17 protein-coding genes and 1 pseudogene are annotated in these 16,393 nt (G+C 71.4%); 9 read left to right on the top strand and 9 right to left on the bottom strand.

Annotation, left to right across the window (positions count from 1 at the left end; translation table 11 throughout):
• Positions 1 to 2 precede the first annotated feature (2 nt).
• The 3 genes and pseudogenes from Q5425_RS30950 to Q5425_RS30940 all read left to right on the top strand — a co-directional run.
• Positions 3 to 101 (top strand): annotated as a pseudogene (locus Q5425_RS30950) (AsnC family transcriptional regulator); the annotation flags it as partial.
• Positions 102 to 220: 119 nt separating this feature from the next.
• Positions 221 to 967 carry an Lrp/AsnC ligand binding domain-containing protein gene (locus tag Q5425_RS30945; protein ID WP_308675960.1) on the top strand — a complete coding sequence of 249 codons (747 nt, stop codon included), beginning with the start codon at positions 221 to 223 and terminating at the stop codon, positions 965 to 967.
• Between the two features lie 82 nt (positions 968 to 1,049).
• Positions 1,050 to 1,961, top strand: a complete 912-nt coding sequence (locus Q5425_RS30940; protein ID WP_308675865.1) for a hypothetical protein — start codon at positions 1,050 to 1,052, stop codon at positions 1,959 to 1,961.
• Here Q5425_RS30940 and Q5425_RS30935 read toward each other — a convergent pair.
• From Q5425_RS30935 to Q5425_RS30920, 4 genes are all read right to left on the bottom strand, one after another.
• Complete coding sequence (locus Q5425_RS30935; RefSeq protein ID WP_308675864.1) at positions 1,951 to 3,012, bottom strand: DNA polymerase III subunit beta; 1,062 nt, start codon at positions 3,010 to 3,012, stop codon at positions 1,951 to 1,953. The two genes, Q5425_RS30940 and Q5425_RS30935, sit on opposite strands and share 11 nt — an antisense overlap.
• Positions 3,013 to 3,052: 40 nt before the next feature.
• Positions 3,053 to 4,306: an MFS transporter gene (locus Q5425_RS30930; protein WP_308675863.1), complete on the bottom strand. Its 1,254-nt coding sequence runs from the start codon at positions 4,304 to 4,306 to the stop codon at positions 3,053 to 3,055.
• A gap of 420 nt (positions 4,307 to 4,726) precedes the next feature.
• A complete protein-coding gene (locus Q5425_RS30925) occupies positions 4,727 to 5,401 on the bottom strand; it encodes a Crp/Fnr family transcriptional regulator (protein WP_003081747.1) in 675 nt (224 codons plus the stop codon).
• A 149-nt stretch (positions 5,402 to 5,550) separates the two neighbouring features.
• Positions 5,551 to 5,802 carry a hypothetical protein gene (locus tag Q5425_RS30920; protein ID WP_013230551.1) on the bottom strand — a complete coding sequence of 84 codons (252 nt, stop codon included), beginning with the start codon at positions 5,800 to 5,802 and terminating at the stop codon, positions 5,551 to 5,553.
• Between the two features lie 226 nt (positions 5,803 to 6,028).
• Here Q5425_RS30920 and nth point away from each other — a divergent pair, with 226 nt between their 5' ends.
• Genes nth through Q5425_RS30900 form a run of 4 tightly spaced genes read left to right on the top strand, consistent with a single transcriptional unit; the run spans position 6,029 to position 9,189 of the window.
• Complete coding sequence (gene nth, locus Q5425_RS30915) at positions 6,029 to 6,712, top strand: endonuclease III (RefSeq protein ID WP_308675862.1); 684 nt, start codon at positions 6,029 to 6,031, stop codon at positions 6,710 to 6,712.
• Positions 6,709 to 7,308, top strand: coding sequence for a TlpA disulfide reductase family protein (locus Q5425_RS30910; protein WP_308675861.1), 600 nt, complete (start codon positions 6,709 to 6,711; stop codon positions 7,306 to 7,308). Before nth ends, Q5425_RS30910 begins: the two co-directional genes overlap by 4 nt.
• The gene (locus Q5425_RS30905; protein WP_308675860.1) at positions 7,305 to 8,000 is read left to right on the top strand and encodes a CoA pyrophosphatase; all 696 of its coding nucleotides are present in this window, start codon (positions 7,305 to 7,307) and stop codon (positions 7,998 to 8,000) included. The genes Q5425_RS30910 and Q5425_RS30905 overlap by 4 nt, the downstream gene beginning before the upstream one ends.
• 4 nt (positions 8,001 to 8,004) lie before the next feature.
• Complete coding sequence (locus Q5425_RS30900; protein WP_308675859.1) at positions 8,005 to 9,189, top strand: MarP family serine protease; 1,185 nt, start codon at positions 8,005 to 8,007, stop codon at positions 9,187 to 9,189.
• Here Q5425_RS30900 and Q5425_RS30895 read toward each other — a convergent pair.
• A complete protein-coding gene (locus Q5425_RS30895) occupies positions 9,186 to 10,067 on the bottom strand; it encodes a GntR family transcriptional regulator (RefSeq protein ID WP_308675858.1) in 882 nt (293 codons plus the stop codon). The two genes, Q5425_RS30900 and Q5425_RS30895, sit on opposite strands and share 4 nt — an antisense overlap.
• A gap of 109 nt (positions 10,068 to 10,176) precedes the next feature.
• Between Q5425_RS30895 and Q5425_RS30890 the strand changes: the two genes are divergently transcribed.
• Positions 10,177 to 11,265, top strand: coding sequence for an FAD-dependent monooxygenase (locus Q5425_RS30890; RefSeq protein ID WP_308675857.1), 1,089 nt, complete (start codon positions 10,177 to 10,179; stop codon positions 11,263 to 11,265).
• Here the strand turns inward: Q5425_RS30890 and Q5425_RS30885 are convergent.
• Genes Q5425_RS30885 through nhaA form a run of 3 tightly spaced genes read right to left on the bottom strand, consistent with a single transcriptional unit; the run spans position 11,252 to position 13,905 of the window.
• Positions 11,252 to 12,178 (bottom strand): alpha/beta hydrolase, encoded by a 927-nt coding sequence (locus tag Q5425_RS30885; protein WP_308675856.1) that lies wholly within the window; start codon positions 12,176 to 12,178, stop codon positions 11,252 to 11,254. The two genes, Q5425_RS30890 and Q5425_RS30885, sit on opposite strands and share 14 nt — an antisense overlap.
• 5 nt (positions 12,179 to 12,183) lie before the next feature.
• Positions 12,184 to 12,675 carry a phage holin family protein gene (locus tag Q5425_RS30880; RefSeq protein ID WP_308675855.1) on the bottom strand — a complete coding sequence of 164 codons (492 nt, stop codon included), beginning with the start codon at positions 12,673 to 12,675 and terminating at the stop codon, positions 12,184 to 12,186.
• Positions 12,676 to 12,717: 42 nt separating this feature from the next.
• Positions 12,718 to 13,905, bottom strand: coding sequence for a Na+/H+ antiporter NhaA (gene nhaA, locus Q5425_RS30875; RefSeq protein WP_308675854.1), 1,188 nt, complete (start codon positions 13,903 to 13,905; stop codon positions 12,718 to 12,720).
• Between the two features lie 189 nt (positions 13,906 to 14,094).
• Between nhaA and Q5425_RS30870 the strand changes: the two genes are divergently transcribed.
• Positions 14,095 to 15,552, top strand: a complete 1,458-nt coding sequence (locus Q5425_RS30870; protein ID WP_308675853.1) for a peptide MFS transporter — start codon at positions 14,095 to 14,097, stop codon at positions 15,550 to 15,552.
• Here Q5425_RS30870 and Q5425_RS30865 read toward each other — a convergent pair.
• Positions 15,549 to 16,277 (bottom strand): VIT family protein, encoded by a 729-nt coding sequence (locus Q5425_RS30865; RefSeq protein ID WP_308675852.1) that lies wholly within the window; start codon positions 16,275 to 16,277, stop codon positions 15,549 to 15,551. The genes Q5425_RS30870 and Q5425_RS30865 overlap by 4 nt on opposite strands.
• Between the last annotated feature and the right edge of the window lie 116 nt (positions 16,278 to 16,393).

Genomic DNA, 16,393 nt, shown 5'->3' with positions numbered 1-16,393 from the left:
TGGTGGAATCCGGCTTGCTCGACGACCTGGATCGCCGGCTGGCGCACGCGCTGCAGCTGGTCGGCCGGGCGTCGTTCAGCAGGATCGCCGCGGTGCTGGGCGTCTCGGACCAGACGGTGGCGCGCCGATACCGGAAGCTGCGGTCGTCCGGGGTGCTGCGGGTGGTCGGCGTCCCGGAGGCGGCGCCGCTCGGCCAGGTCCACTGGCTGGTCCGGCTGCGGTGCGTCCCAGACGCGGCGGCGGCGATCGCCGCGGGCCTGGCCCGCCGGGCCGACACGCAGTGGGTGAGCCTGATGTCGGGCGGCACGGAGATCGTGTGTTTCATCCGGGCGCCGCTGCGCGAGGAGACGGACGGCCTGCTCCTCGGCCAGTTGCCGCGGACGCCGCGGGTGGTGTCGATGACGGCGTACCGGCTGCTGCGCAGATTCGCGGGCGGCCCGGCGGGGTGGCCGGGCCGGTCGAACGCGTTGTCGCCGGCGGAGATCGCCGCGTTGCGCCCCCCGCCTTCGGAGGTTTTGTACCGACCGGAGCCGGGCGACGCGGAGCTCATGGCCGCCCTGGCCCACGACGGCCGAGCCGACATATCGACATTGTCGGCGGCCTGCGGTCGGTCGGAGTCGACGGTCCGCCGCCGTCTGGGGGCGCTGCAGGCATCGGGAGCGCTGTATTTCGACGTGGAGGTGGACGCGGCCCTGCTGGGCTACCCGCTGACGGCGACGCTGTGGCTGACGGTGGCCCCATCGGCCTGGAGTCGGCCGGCCGCGCGCTGGCTTCACATCCGCAGGTCGCCTTCGCGGCGGCAACCACGGGCCCGGCGAACCTGGTGGCGAACGTCGGCTGCCGCGACGACGCGGCGCTGTACGAGTACCTGGCGGTGGACTTGGGCGGGCTGCCGGGGGTGCAGCGGGTGGAGACGGCCCCGATGATCCGGACGCTGAAGCGCTTCGGGACGTTGGAGCCGGTGTAGCGCGAGAAGGCGCGTCGGCGACTACCTGCCTATGGACGACGAGCGGGCGATCGACTTCATACTGAACGGCGAGCAGCACCGGTTGAGCCGCACTGAAGTGCTGAGCGCGGCGGCACGGGGTGGCCCGGAGCCGATTCGCACGCACTGGGTCTCCGTCGGGGACCAGCGGTGGCCGCCGAGACAGCTCTTCGAGCGCGCGTTGGGTGTGTCGCGGACGGAGTTCATCTCGCACTACGCGATCCGGCAGCTCCGCCGGCTCGGCTTCCCGACCAGTCCGCTGCCCCAGGAGCTGGGGGAGCATGCCGAACCCGAGCTGCCCGCCGAGCCACCGGCACCCAGGAGCGACCTCGGTTCGGCGGTCAAGTCCTTCATCGACCTGCACGAGTTCTTCGACCGGGAAGATCTCTCCAGCCGGGTCGTGCGGCTGGAAGCCCTGCTGGAGGGTGCGGACAGCGAGACCGTCGGCGCGCGGGTGGCGCCCGAAGGGATGACCGATGATCTGATCCGCGGCGCCCTGCTGGTTCGGCAGCACGCCGGCCGGATCAACGACCTCATCCACGCGGCGATGATCGTCCGGGCGCTGCCGAAGATCCTCGAACCGGGTGAACGCATCGTCCGACGCCCGTCGCTGGCCTCCGGGAATGACCGGAGCCGGAAGTTCGACCTGGAGACCGACCGCCGCGTGGCCGAATTCAAAGCCGCGGAGTGGAAGGGGCGCGACGCGATGCGCAAGCGCACGCTCGTGGCCGATCTGGTCGGGCTCGTGCTGGAACGGGACCATCGCCGCGCGGAGCTGTACGTGCTCGGCCGGATGCCCATCGATTTCCTGCAGCGCAGCAGCTCGACGATGGAATGGGCGCTCGTCCGCTCGTCACCGCACCTCCGGCACGCCTACGAGCAGCGCTTCGGGAGTGCCGCGCTGACGGTCAGCCAGTTCACCGCCGGACCGGCGGCCGGAGTCGCCCTCCGGGAGCTGAACGAGCTCATCGGCTGAGCATCGGCATCAGGTAGTACGTCAGTTCCACCTCCCCGGGCTCCACAGCCCGCAGGACACACGCCCGCATCCCCGGCTGGATCGCCAGCACCACCCGCTCACCCGCAAACGCGGCAAGAGCGTCCACCAGGTACCGAGCCTGGAACGACGGCGACGTCCGGCCGCCGCTGACCTCGGCCTTTAGCGTCTCCTCGGCTTCGCCCGTGTCCTGGCGGGCGCTCGCCAACCGGACCTGCGCGTCGCCGACCTCCAGGGTCAGTACTCGGCGGTCCTCGGCGTACACCCCCACCCGGCGGACCGCTGCCGCCAGGGCGTCCGCCTCCAGGGACACCGTGGTGTCGACCGCGGCCGAGGGGATCGACTCCTCCGACAGGAAGCCCGCGTCGAGCACCGCCGTCGCTACCAGGCCGTCCGGCCAGCTCACCCCGAACCGGCCCGGGCCGAGGTGGAGGCCGACCCGGCCGCGTGCCTGGCGGGCCGCTTCGGACAGCAACGAGGCCGGGACCAGCACGTCCAGCTCTCCCGGCGACTGCAGGGGCAAGCGGGCCACCGCCATCCGGTACCGGTCCGACGCCGTCAACGTCAACCGATCGCCGGCGGACTGCAGCCGGACGCCCGTGAACAGCGGGAGCGGGTCGTCCTTCGCCGCCGTTCCCGCGACGATCCGCAACGCCGAGGCGAACGCCTCTCCGTCCACTTCGGACACCTGGGACGGTGGCTCCGGAGCGACGCCGGCGTCGGGCAGCAGCGGGAGCGCGAACCGGGCGTTGTCCAGCCGCAGGGCCAGGCGCGTGCCTTCGACGACCAGGCGCACCCGCTCGGCGTCGAGCACCTTCAGCGTCTCCGCCAGCGGTGCCGCCGGGACGGCGACCGAGCCGTCGGTGTGCGTGGTCGCCGGGCAGCCGAACCGGACGGCGAGGTCCGGTGCGACGCCGGCGACCGTCAGGCCGGCCGCGTCCGCCCGCAGCCGGAGCGCGGCGCGGGACGGCAGCAGGCGCGACGCGGCCGAGACGGCCGCCGAGAGGCGGTGGGCAGGCGCGGTGACGTCCATGACGGCAAGCTAGCCGCCGGCACCGACAAAAACGGCCGGGCTACGCGTTGACCAGCGAAGGCTCCGGAGCGGACTGGGGCGCCCGGACCGTGCCGCGCAGCAGCCACACGACCACCGCGAGCGCCAGCCCGGCCGCGCTCGCCGCCAGGAACGCCGCGCCCGGGCCGGCGTGCTCGACGACGTACCCGCTGATCGACTGGCCGGCCGCCAGCCCCAGCGTCACGGCGGTGAGCACCCAGCCGAACGCCTCCGCCGCGGTCCCGGCCGGCGCGACCACCTCGATCGCCGCCGAGTGGGCCGTCGACTGCGGGGTGATCAACGCGCCCGCCAGCAGCATCATCAGCGCCAGGCCCCACAGCGAAGACGGCCACGCGAGCAGCGCGACCAGCGCGCCGAACCCGCCGAGCAGCGCCGGCAGCCGCAGCCCCATCCGCCGCGGCCACGGCCGCAGGCTGTAGGCGACGCCGAACGCGACCGAGCTCAGCGACCACGCCGACAGCAGCAGGCCACCCACGGAGGCATGGCCCGCTTCGGTGGCCGACGCCGGCACGGCGACCTCGACGAACCCGATCACGACGCCGAAGCCGAGCGCGGCCAGCGCGAGCGTCCGCATGCCCGGGCTCGCCAGCGCGCCCAGCAGCGATCCCTGCGATCCCGCGGAGGGACCCCAAGCCCGCACCGCCGGGCTCAGGGCGAACAGCAGCGCACCGGTGAACTGCAGCGCGACGCCCAGCACCAGGCCGGTGCCCGCCCACGGCGCCATGACCAGCAGCCCGGCCACGCCGGGGCCGAGGATGAAAAAGACCTCCATGCTGATCGCCTCGTACGAGAACGCGGCGTTGCGCGCGCCACCCGGCGGGAGCAGCCGCGCCCACAGCGCTCGCGACGCCGACCCGACCATCGGCTCCGACAGCCCGGTGACGGCGCCGAGGGTGACCATCACGGCGGTCGCGGCGTGCGACTCGATCACCGTCACCAGCGCGGCCATCGAGAGCGCGGACAGCAGGGCGAAGACGAGCAGCGGCCGCGTCGGCCCGAACCGGTCGATCAGCCTGCCCTGCACCACCGCGCCCACCGAGACCCCGACGAGTGAACTGGCCGAGACGAGCCCGGCGACGGCGAAGGAACCGGTTTCGCGCTGGACGTAGAGCAGGGCCGAGATGCCGATCATGGCGATCGGCAGGCGGGCGAGCACGGCCGCGACCGCGGGCCGTCGCGCGGCGCGGTTCGTCAGCGCGGTGCGGTAGTCGGCGAGGGACGTGCGGCTTTCGTGGTTCGAGGCAGACTGGGACACGCGTACGAGTATGCCGCAGAGTGGTACGTCAGTACCAGTTATTTGCCGGTCAGGTGCGTCACCGGCCGACCGGAGTGGATCTTGGGACCGATGCGAGAGATCTCGATCGGGTAACACTCAGGATATTCTCCGTGGACTCCTGCAACGAAACGGCCCGGACGGCGTCCTTGAGAGTGAATGGCCTTGAATTCGTGGGTATGGGCCGTGATGGTTGAACAACAGCACAGAAAAACCCAGCTCCCTCCGGCACACGGGTCGGGGCCTGGCCCGGAGGGCGGGGAGCGCGGATCGTCGGGGGATGGTCCGCGCAACAACGAAGAGCCGGTGCGCCACGTCGGGGGTGGCGCCCGGCTCTTTGTTATGGGACACGAAGAAGGCCTCCTCACCCGCCGGGGTGAGGAGGCCTTCGACGTAAGAAGATCAGCGAGCCCGGCGGGCCAGCCGCTCCGGGTCCAGGATCAGCACGCTCTTGCCCTCGAGCCGCAGCCAGCCGCGGTGCGCGAAGTCGGCGAGCGCCTTGTTGACGGTCTCGCGCGAGGCGCCGACGTACTGGGCGATCTCTTCCTGCGTCAGGTCGTGCGTGACCCGCAGCAGGCCCGCCTCCTGGCTGCCGAACCGCTGCGCGAGCTGCAGCAGCGCCCGCGCCACGCGGCCCGGGACGTCGGTGAAGATCAGTTCCGCGACCATGTTGTTCGTCCGGCGCAGGCGGCGCGCGACCACGCGCAGCAGCTGCTCGGCGATCTCCGGGCGGGTCGAGATCCACTGGCGCAGGGCCGGGCGGTCCATGGTGACCGCGCGGACCTCGGTGACCGTGGTCGCGCTCGACGTCCGGGGGCCGGGGTCGAAGATGGACAGCTCGCCGAACATGTCCGACGGGCCGAAGATGCCCAGCAGGTTCTCGCGGCCGTCCGGGGACTTGCGGCCGATCTTCACCTTGCCGGACTGGATGATGTACAGCTTGTCGCCCGGTTCACCCTCGTTGAAGATGACGTGGCCGCGGGGGAACTCCACGGATTCCAAGGTCTGGGCCAGCGCCTCCGCCGCTGCCGGCTCCACACCCTGGAAAATGCCCGCACGGGCCAGGGTTTCGTCCACCTCGGGTGCCTCCTCGTCGAGAAACGATCACGCTCCCCCGTGTGTGGAGGAGCGTGACGCCGATCACTTGCGCGTCAGTCTAGGGCGTACTCGCGAGATCGCTCGCCGGACTCGCGTACGGCGGAAACGATCTCGTTCGAACGTGGAGCCTAACTCCGCACGCGACGCGCGCGTAGCCTGGCTGCCCGTCCGCCCAGCCTACGCAGCCGGAACAGCTCCAGCGCACGGCCGATGCCGTGCCCGTAGAGCGCCCTGACCTCGTTGGGCTGCGCCTGCTCGAGGAACTCTTCGACCTCGTTCTCCTGCACCGCGACGTGCTTGAGCCTGCTCTCCACCCGCTCCATGAAGAGCGCGAAGAACATGATGACCAGGGGGACCAGGATGACGAACCAGACGGTCATGACCGGACCCCGAAACACTCGTTGAAAAGCATCTACTCCAGATCCTCGCTCATGGCGGCCGGAAAACGCGCCGAGGTGGTGCTCTGGCGTGTCGGTCGTCGACCGGTGCAGTCACCGGCTCGTCCGACGGCGCCCGTAGGCTATCGGGGTGCCACCTGCCACCACGAACGCCCCCCGTGAGGGCGCTGGTGAAAGCCGGTTAGCTCTGGTGAGACGCGCCAGGCGGATGAAGCGTTGCTTGGACGACGTGTATCCGGACGCCCACTGCGAGCTCGACTTCACCACACCACTGGAACTGCTGGTCGCGGTCGTGCTGTCCGCGCAGACCACCGACGTCCGGGTGAACCTCGTCACTCCGGCGCTGTTCAAGCGCTACCGGACCGCCGCCGACTACGCGGGCGCCGACCGCGCCGAGCTGGAGGAGTACCTCCGCAGCACCGGCTTCTACCGGGCCAAGGCGAACTCCGTGATGGGCCTGGGCGCGGCGCTGGTCGAGCGCTTCGACGGCGAGGTCCCGGCCAAGCTCGAGGACCTGGTGACCCTGCCCGGCGTCGGCCGCAAGACGGCCAACGTCGTGCTCGGCAACGCCTTCGACGTCCCGGGCATCACCGTCGACACCCACTTCGGCCGGCTGGTCCGGCGCTGGGGCTGGACGGCGGAGGAGGACCCGGTCAAGGTCGAGCACGTGGTCGGCGAGCTGATCCCCCGCAAGGAGTGGACGATGCTCTCGCACCGGGTGATCTTCCACGGCCGCCGCGTCTGCCACGCGAAGAAGCCGGCCTGCGGCGCCTGCCCGCTGGCCAAGGACTGCCCGTCGTACGGCACCGGCCCGACCGGCTTCGAGGAAGCCGCGAAGCTGGTCAAAGGCGTCGAAAAGGACCACATCCTGGCGCTGGCGGCGCCCCGGTGACGAGAGTCACCCGGTGGGCCCTCGCGGCCGCCGTGCTGGCGGTGGCGCTGATCGTCGCGCTGCTGCCGCGCGGGGGTGACGACACCGCCGCGAAGCCGTCCGGGGACCTCGGGCCCGCCCGGTCCGCGGCGGCGCTCCAGCCGTGCCCGGCGCCGGGCGCGGCGCAGCCGGTGAAGCAGTTCGAAGGCGTCACGGCGGACTGCCTCGGCGACGGCGTGCGCGTCGACGTCGGCAAGGCCCTCGCCGGCGCTCCGGCGCTGGTCAACGTGTGGGCGTCGTGGTGCGAGCCGTGCCGGACCGAGCTGCCCGTGCTCCAGGAGTACGCGCGGCAGCCGGGCGCGATCCGGGTTCTCGGCGTCCAGGTGCAGAGCCCGGCGAAGGACGGCCTGGAGCTGCTGGCGAAGCTGGGGGTGCGCCTGCCGTCGGTGTTCGACGGGGACGGGGGCAGCGGGCCCGTCCGGACCGCGCTGAAGGTGCCGTCGACGCTCCCGGCGTCCTACCTGGTCACCGCGGGCGGTGAGGTGCGGTTCATCGCCAATCCCCGCTCGTTCGTGAACACTGACCAGGTGCGCGCGGCAGTCGAGGGGGCATCGTGATCGGACCGCTGGTCGAACCGGAGTCGGTTCCCGAGTGGCTCCGGCCGCTGGTCAAGGTGAGTGCCGAGGTCGATTCGAAGACGTTCACGCGGTTCAGCCCGCCCGAGGACGCCTATACGCGGCCCGCCGCGGTGCTCATCCTCTTCGGCGAGCGCGAAGCCGACGGCGAGCCGGACGTCCTGCTCCAGCGCCGGGCCGACACGCTGGGCTCGCACGCCGGGCAGGTCGCCTTCCCCGGCGGCGGCGCCGAGGAGGGCGACGGCGGCCCGGTCGGCACCGCGCTGCGCGAAGCCGAAGAAGAGACCGGCGTGGTCCCCTCCGGCGTCCGGCCGATCGCGGTCCTGCCGGAGCTGTTCGTCCCGGTGTCCCGGTTCGCCGTGACGCCGGTGCTGGCGCACTGGGCGGAACCGTCGCCGGTGCGCGCGGTCGACCCGGGCGAGACGGCGTCCGTCGCGCGCGTCGCCATCGCCGACCTGGTCGACCCGGCCAACCGGTTCACGGTCAAGAAGGCCGGCGCGCCGTGGAAGGGCCCGGCCTTCGAGGTCGGCGGGCTGTTCGTCTGGGGGTTCACCGCCGGGTTGCTGTCGGTGCTGCTGAGCCTGGGAGGCTGGGAGCGCGAATGGGACCCGGGCGACGTCCGGGACCTCGACGAGGCGCTGGCCGCGTTCGAGGCGCGGTTGGCAGGGGAGTGACGCCGTGAACTGGGTCGATGTGCTGGTGCTGCTGCTGGCCCTGCTGGCGGCCGTGTCCGGCGCGTTCCAGGGCGTGATCATCGCGCTGCCGTCGCTCGTCGGTGTCGTGCTCGGTGCGGTCGCCGGGGTCAAGCTCGCGCCGGTCGTGGTCTCGTTCTTCGACGACGCCGTCTGGAAGGTCGCCTTCGCGGTGGCGACGGTGGTCTTCCTGGTCGCGTTCGGCGAAGCGATCGGCGTCTACGTCGGACGGCGGCTGCGGCAGAAGATCAACCCGGACAAGCTCTCCGGCATCGACAAGACGCTCGGTGCGGTCGTGCAGGCCATGGTCGTGTTCGTGGTGGCGTGGCTGATCGCGACGCCGCTGACGACGGTGTCCGGCCTGCCGTGGCTGCCCAAGGCGATCAACAACTCGGTGGTGCTCGGCAAGGTCAACGACGCCATGCCGGAGGCCGCGCAGGGGCTGCCGAGCCAGCTGCGCAAGCTGCTCGACGCGTCCGGCTTCCCGTCCATCGTGGACCCGTTCCAGAAGACGCCGATGGCGGACACCTCGCCGCCGGACCCGGCCCTGCAGAGCAGCGGGATCGTCCAGCAGCTGCACGGCAGCGTGGTCAAGATCCGCGGCAGCGCCAGCTCGTGCTCGCGGTCGCTCGAAGGCAGCGGGTTCGTGATCGCGCCGCAGCGGGTGATGACGAACGCGCACGTCGTGGCGGGCACCGACACCGTCGGCATCGAGACGACCCAGGGCGACTACCCGGCCCGCGTCGTCTACTTCGACCCGGAGGTCGACATCGCGGTGCTCGCCGTGCCGCGGCTGCGGGCCGAGCCGCTGCAGTTCGCGCCGGAGACGGCGCGGGCGGGCGACAGCGCGGTCGTGCTCGGCTACCCGCTCGACGGCCCGTACCGGGCGACGCCGGCCCGCGTGCGCGGCCGGATCAACCTGCGCGGCCCGGACATCTACGAGGCGAACACCGTGCAGCGGGACGTCTTCACGGTCCGCGCCGAGATCCGCAGCGGCAACTCCGGCGGCCCGATGGTGACCCCGGACGGCAAGGTCATCGGCGTTGTCTTCGGCGCGGCGGTGGAGGACCCGGAGACGGGCTTCACGCTCACGTCCGAGCAGGTGCGCGCCGAAGTCGAGGCGGCGGCGTCGCAGACGGCGAACGTGTCGACCGGCTCCTGCGCGGCCTAACGCCCGAACCGCAGCGCCAGGCCGTCGAGCAGCGCCCGCATCCCCGACTCGAAGAGGTCGTCAAGGACGAGGTCGTAGCCGGTGCCGCCGAGTTCGCGGAGCATCTTGGCGAACACCGGCCGGCCGGCGCTCATCGCCTCCAGGGCCGGGGTCTGCAGGTCGATCCACTGCTCCTCGGAGAGCCCGGACGAGGCCAGTGCGTTCTGCTCGCGTTCGAGGTGGATCGCGATGCCTTGGACGTAGCTGAAGAACAGGACGTGCAGGTCGCACAGGGTCGCCGCGTCGACGTCCAGTTCGGCCAGCGCCGCCAGTGCCCACTCGCCGTGCATGCCGAGGTTGCGCAGGGCCAGCGGCCGGGTGAGCGGTCCGAGCTGGGCGAGCCACGGGTGCCGCTTGTAGAGCGACCACAGCGTCCGGCCGCCGAGCGTCAGGCGCTCCCGCCAGTCGCCGCGCGGGGTGGCCGGGTAGCCGCGCTCGCCGAACGCGGTGTCGGCCATGAGCAGCACCAGCTCGTCCTTGCCCCGCACGTACCGGTACGGCGCCATCGCCGCGACGCCGAGGCGGGCCGCGACCCCGCGCATGGAAAGCGCGCCGAGGCCTTCGGCGTCGGCGATCGCGATGGCGGTCCGCACGAGCTGTTCGCGGGTCAGCCCGCGCGGCCCGCCACGGCGTTCCCGGCTCGCTACGAACATGCCCGACCGCGGCTCCGCCAGCACGACCCCTTCCTGGCTCAGCAGGGCGAGCGCCTTCGCCGCGGTCGCCATGGCGACGCCGTGGTCGGTCGCGAGCCGCCGGGTCGAAGGCACGCGCGCGCCCGGCGGGAGCTCGCCGCGCGCGATCCGGTCGCGCAGCTCGTCGGCGATGGCCACGTACTTCACGGCGGTCTCCTGACCTAGTACAGACGGCCTTCTGTACTAGTACAGAAATGGCCATTTTCCTGCGTGATCTCCAAGGTGGTGCCGGTAAGCGTACAACTCTGGAGGAAACATGCGGAACGTCCTGATCTCCGGCGCCGGTGTCGCCGGTGGCACCCTGGCCCGGTTCCTGGCGCGCGAAGGCTGGTCGGTGACCGTGGTCGAGCGGACGCCCGGCCCGCGCACCGGCGGCCAGGCGATCGACGTGCGCGGGGTCGCGCTCGACGTCCTCGACCGGCTGGGCCTCGGCGACCGGATGCGGGCGGTGCGCACCCGCATGCGCGGGATGTCCGTGGTGGACGGCGACGGCCACGAGCTCTTGCGGTCGGAGGAGCACACCTTCAGCAGCGGACGGCTCGACAGCGACGACATCGAGCTCCTGCGCGACGACGTCGTCTCGATCCTCGGCGAGGCCACTGACGTCGAGTACGTCTTCGGCGACTCGATCACGGCGCTCACCGAAGAGGCGCACGGTGTGCGCGTCGAGTTCGAGCACGGCGGCTTCCGGACGTTCGACCTGGTCGTCGGGGCGGACGGCCTGCACTCGGTCGTGCGGCGGCTCGTGTTCGGCCCGGAGGAGGACTTCATCCGCCACCTCGGGCAGTACCTGGCCATCTTCCCCACGGCCAACTTCCTCGGCCTGGAGGACTGGCAGGTCTGGTTCCGGCACGAGCACACCGGGGGCGTGGCCTACCCGGTCCGGGACAACACCGAGCTCCGCGTGACGCTGGGCTTCGGCTCGGACCCGCTGCCGCGGCTGACCGTCCCGGAGCAGAAGCGGCTGATCGCCGAGCGGCTCGCCGGCGTCGGCTGGGAGGTGCCCAAGCTGCTGGAGGCGATGGCCGAGGCGGACGTGTTCTACTTCGACGCCATGGCCCAGATCCACCTGGACCGCTGGTCGGCGGGCCGGGTCGTGCTCGTCGGCGACGCCGGCTACTGCGCTTCGCCGCTGTCGGGCCAGGGGACGAGCCTCGCACTGGTCGGCGCGTACGTCCTCGCGCAGGAACTCGGCCGGGCCGGGTACGAGGAGGCCTTCGCGGCTTACGAGCGGCGGATGCGGCCCTTCGTCGAGCTCAACCAGGCGCTCGCCACCGAAAACCCCGAAGGGCCGGCGTCGGACGAGTCGGTGGAGCGGGCGAAGAACGCCATCAGCCTCGGCTGAGGAAGTCCACCAGGGCCGCCGACGTGCGGTCCGGCGCTTCGAGGTGGGGGAAGTGCCCGACGCCCGGCCAGATCTCCGGCTCGGCGTGCGGGCCCGCCCAGCGCACCGACGACGTCGCCGTCTCGGGCAGGATGCAGGTGTCCTCGGCGCCGTGCAGCTGCAGGGTCGGCGCCGCGATCCGGGCGTCGACGGCGTCGGTGAACCGGCGCCCCTCCCCGCGGAACTGGGCGCGGAACGCCCACCGGTAGTACTCGAGCGCGCTGTGCGCGACTCCGGGCACGAGCATCGCCTGCCGGAACGCCTCGACGCTGCCGTCGAAGTCCGGCGTGGACCGCCAGCGGGGGCCGGCCCAGCCGCCGAACAGGTCCCCGACGGCCTGGGCGTCGTCCTTCACCAGCCACTTCTCCGGGGCCATCGGCACCTGGAAGCGGAAGAGGTGCCCGGCCGCGCGGCCCTGGCCGCGCCACGGACGAGCCGCTCCCGAGCGCAGGGCGAGCGGATGGGCGGCGCCGATCGCCGTCACCGAGGACACCAGCCGCGGGTGCAGCGCCGCGACCGTCCAGGCGAGCATGCCGCCCCAGGCGTGCCCGACGAGGTGCGCGCGCCGCGCCCCGAGCGACTTGATCAGCCCGCCGACGTCGCCGGCGAGCGTCCACGCGTCGTAGCCGCGGGGCGGCTTGTCCGAATCGCCGTAGCCGCGCAGGTCGACGGCCACCGCGCGGAATCCGGCTTCGGCCAGTGCCCGCAGCTGGTGGTGCCAGGTCCACCAGAACTCGGCGAATCCGTGCAGCAGCACCACGACCGGCCCGTCGCCGAGCTCGGCGACGTGCAGGCGGATGCCGTTCGCGGACACGTCGCGGTGGACCCACGGGCCGTCGAGCCGGACGATCGACGGGTCGGGGGACGCGTGCAACGAACTCAGTCGCGCGTGGTCAAGCCGGCTTCGGGCGCCCGCTGCGGCTTCAGCGCGGCGGCGGTCTCCTTGACGCTGGCGATGGTCCGCTCCGGTGCCTTGAACTTCTTCACCTTGCGGTAGCCGAGGAACCCGACCGCGCCCGCGACCAGCAGCATCAGGAAGAACACGATGCCGAAGGCGATCCAGCGGTAGCGCACCCACTCGGCCAGGCCCTCGGCCGCGAAGAAGAACAGGAAGAACGTGCTGTACAGGAAGACCGTCAGCGCGATCAGGAAGAAGATGGCGCCCTTGAGGCCCTTCTTCACCTCGCCGACCAGCTCGGATTTCGCCAGCTCCATCTCGGCCCTGACCAGGGTGGAGATGTGCTGGGTCGCGTCGCCGACCAGGCGGCCGATCGACTGGTCGCCGGGGACGTCGGCGGCGGAGGACAGCGGGAGGTAAGGCACGGCCCCCACGCCGTCGGGACCGGTGCGTTCGTGCTTGGGGCTGCTCACCGGGTCATCGTGCCATGTGTCCTTATCGCGGGCGCGGCGGCGTCACAGTGTGTCGGAGATTCGCGCGTGAACCTTGCTACGACGGAGTAGCAAGGCCGCCGCCAGCAGGGACGCCGCCGCCGACGCGATCAGCACCGCGGCCTTGGCCAGCTCGCTGCTGCCTTCCGGCAGCGACAGCTCCGCGATCAGCAGGCTCACGGTGAACCCGACCCCGCCGAGCACGGACAACGCGGCCAGGTCCCGCCAGCCCATCCCCCGCGGCTTCTCCGCCGCGCCCACCTTCACGGCGAGCAGGCTGGCGCCGAGGATGCCGACGACCTTGCCGACGAGGAGCCCGGCGAGCACGGCGAGCGGCAACGCCGTCGTGAACACCGCGCCGAGCGCGTCGGCGTTGACCGAGATCCCGGCCGCGAACAGCGCGAACAACGGCACGGCGACGGCCGCCGACCACGGCTGGAGCCGGTGCTCGAGCCGCAGCGCGGGCGCCTCCGCCTCGCCCTCGTCGGCGCGGACGCGGGTGAGCAGGCCCAGCGCGACGCCGGCGACCGTCGCGTGGATGCCCGACGAATGCACCGCGACCCACGTGACCAGCGCGAGCGGCACGTACAGCCACGGCGTCCGGACCCGGCGGTGCTGCAGGAACGCGTAGAGGGCGAGCGCCACGACGGCGACGGCCACCGCGACCAGGTCGAAGCCCGTCGTGAACAGCAGGGCGATGACGATGATCGCGCCGAGGTCGTCCACCACGGCCAGCGAAAGCAGGAAGATCCGCGCGCTCGACGGCAGGTTCGACGCCGTCAGCGCCAGCACGCCGAGGGCGAAGGCGATGTCCGTGGCGACCGGGATCGCCCAGGCCCGCTCGATCCCCGGTGTTCCCCAGCCGACGCCCAACGCGACGAGCGCGGGCACGACCATGCCGCCGATCGCGGCCACGACCGGCAGGACGGCCTGCTTGAACCGCGACAGCTCGCCGATGACGAGCTCGCGTTTGAGCTCCAGCCCGGCGACGAAGAAGAACAGGGCGAGGAGGCCGTCCTTCGCCCAGTCGCCGAGCGTCAGGTTCAGGTGCAGGAACTCCGGGCCGAGCCGGAAGTCGCGCAGCGCCTGGTAGCTCTCCTGCAGCGGCGAGTTGGCCCAGATCAGCGCGACCGCGGTCGCGCCGAGCAGGATGAGCCCGCCGGTGGTCTCGGTGCGCAGGTAGCGGGCGAACTCGGTCAGAGGACGGGACACGGGCGGCTCCAGGGGTCGCTGATCACTGTTGCCGACCAGGCTTCCCGGCGCACCTTGATGCCACTTTACCGGCTCTTTGTCACGGATAGTCATGACCGCCGCCACACGTCGTGCCGGTGGTGAGCCACGCGGTGGGCTCCTAACATGCCAATCGACAACGAAGTCCCTACCCAAAGGAAGACGAGAGTTGTGAGCACCTCAACCGAGGTCCAGCAGGACACGAGGTTCTTCGGGCATCCACGAGGACTGGCGAACCTCTTCGGCGTCGAGATGTGGGAGCGCTTCTCCTACTACGGGATGCTCGGCATCCTGCCCATCTACCTCTACTACAAGGTGGAACAGGGCGGGCTGGGCCTCGCGCAGGAGTCCGCGCTAGGCATCGTCGGCGCGTACGGCGGCCTGGTGTACCTGTCGGCCGTCATCGGCGCGTGGGTGGCCGACCGCCTCCTCGGCTCCGAGCGGACGCTGTTCTACAGCGCCGTGCTGATCATGATCGGCCACATCAGCCTGGCCCTGCTGCCGGGCCTGGCCGGCATCGGCGTCGGCCTCGTGTGCGTCGCGGTCGGCAGCGGCGGCCTGAAGTCCAACGCGACGGCGATCGTCGGCACGCTCTACGCCAAAGGCGACGAGCGGCGCGACGCCGGCTTCACGATCTTCTACATGGGCGTCAACCTCGGTGGCTTCGTCGGCCCGCTGCTGACCGGGCTGGCGCAGACCCGGGTCGGCTTCCACCTCGGGTTCGGCCTCGCGGCGATCGGCATGGCCCTCGGCCTGACCCAGTACGCGTTCGGCCGCAAGAACCTCGGCGACAAGGCGAAGGAGGTGCCCAACCCGCTGCCGTCGTCCCGGCGCGTGCTGGCGATCGGCGCCGCCGTCCTGCTGGTGGCCGCGATCGTGGCGCTGGTCATGACCGGCGTCGTGAACCCGGGCAACCTCGCCGACGTCGTCGTGTGGGTGGTCGGCGCGATCTCGGTGAGCTACTTCCTCGTCATCCTGACCAGCGGCAAGATCACCGCCGTCGAGCGCAGCCGGGTGCTCTCCTTCATCCCGATGTTCATCGCCAGCGCGGTGTTCTTCTCGCTGTACCAGCAGCAGTTCACGGTCGTCGCGGCCTACACCGACCAGCGGCTGAACCGGACCCTGTTCGGCTGGGAGATGCCGGTGTCCTGGGTCAACTCGATCAACCCGGTGTTCATCATCGTCTTCGCCCCGGTCCTCGCGGCGCTGTGGACGAAGCTCGGCGAGCGGCAGCCGTCGACGCCGATGAAGTTCGTCCTCGGCACGGTGCTGATGGGCGCGGCGTTCCTGCTGTTCCTGCCGATGGTGGGCAGCGGCAAGAACGCGAGCCCGATCCTCGCGATGGTCGGCATCCTGTTCGTGTTCACGATCGCGGAGCTGTGCCTCTCGCCGGTCGGGCTGTCACTGTCGACGAAGCTCGCGCCGGAGGCGTTCCGGACGCAGATGGTGGCGCTGAACTTCCTGTCGATCTCGTTCGGCACCGCGATGTCCGGCAAGCTCGCCGAGTACTACTCCGTCGACGACGAGGCGCCGTACTTCAGCACGGTCGGCTTGGTCGCCATCGGCGTCGGCGTGCTGCTGTTCCTGGGCATCCCCTTCATCCGCAAGCTGATGAAGGGCGTCCATTAGCCCACGGTGGTGCCGAAGAGCACCCCGACGAAGTAGGTCACAACCATGGTGAGGGCGCCGACGCCGACGTTGCGGAGGATCGCGCGCCCCACGTTCGCGTCGCCGAGCCTCGCGCTGATCCACCCGGTCAGCGTGAGGCCGACGACGACCGCGGCGGCGCACGCCCACACCCGCAGGGAGACGCCGGCCCAGGCGATGGACAGGATCGGCAGCAGCGCCCCGACCGAGAACGCGATCAGCGACGCCCACGCCGCCTGCCACGGGCTGGTCAGGTTGTCGGGGTCGATGCCGAGTTCGGCCTCGGCGTGCGCCTGCAGGGCGTCCTTTTCGGTCAGTTCGCGGGCGACCCGGCTCGCCAGCTCGGGCGACAGTCCCTTTTGCTCGTAGATTTCGGCGAGCTCGCGCTCTTCGGCCTCCGGCATGGTCTTGAGCTCCTGCTTTTCCAGCCGGAGCAACGCCTGTTCGGTGTCGCGCTGGGTGCTCACCGAGACGTATTCCCCGCCGGCCATGGAAAAGGCGCCGGCGACGAGCCCGGCGATTCCGGCGGTCAGAATCGTCGTGCTTTCCGTGGTCGCCCCGGCCACGCCGACGACGATGCCGGCGACCGAGACGATCCCGTCGTTCGCCCCCAGTACCCCGGCTCGCAGCCAGTTCAGCTTCCCGCCCACGCCCTGGTGCGGTTCGTGAGCGTGCTCCACCGCGCCGCCGTCGATCGTTTCGGTCACGGGAACCAGTGAAACACGGAAGCGGAATCGTGGCGAGACCTGGGATTCGCGGTCAGGGCGGCCTAAATAACGACTGCCTTACCTAAGTGGTCCTGTGTGGACTCTCAGCTTTCCCG

It is taken from the genome of Amycolatopsis sp. A133 (assembly GCF_031082405.1).
GTDB lineage: Bacteria > Actinomycetota > Actinomycetes > Mycobacteriales > Pseudonocardiaceae > Amycolatopsis.
Note: the sequence above shows the minus strand (reverse complement) of the source record. Positions and strands in the feature narration are given on the sequence as shown.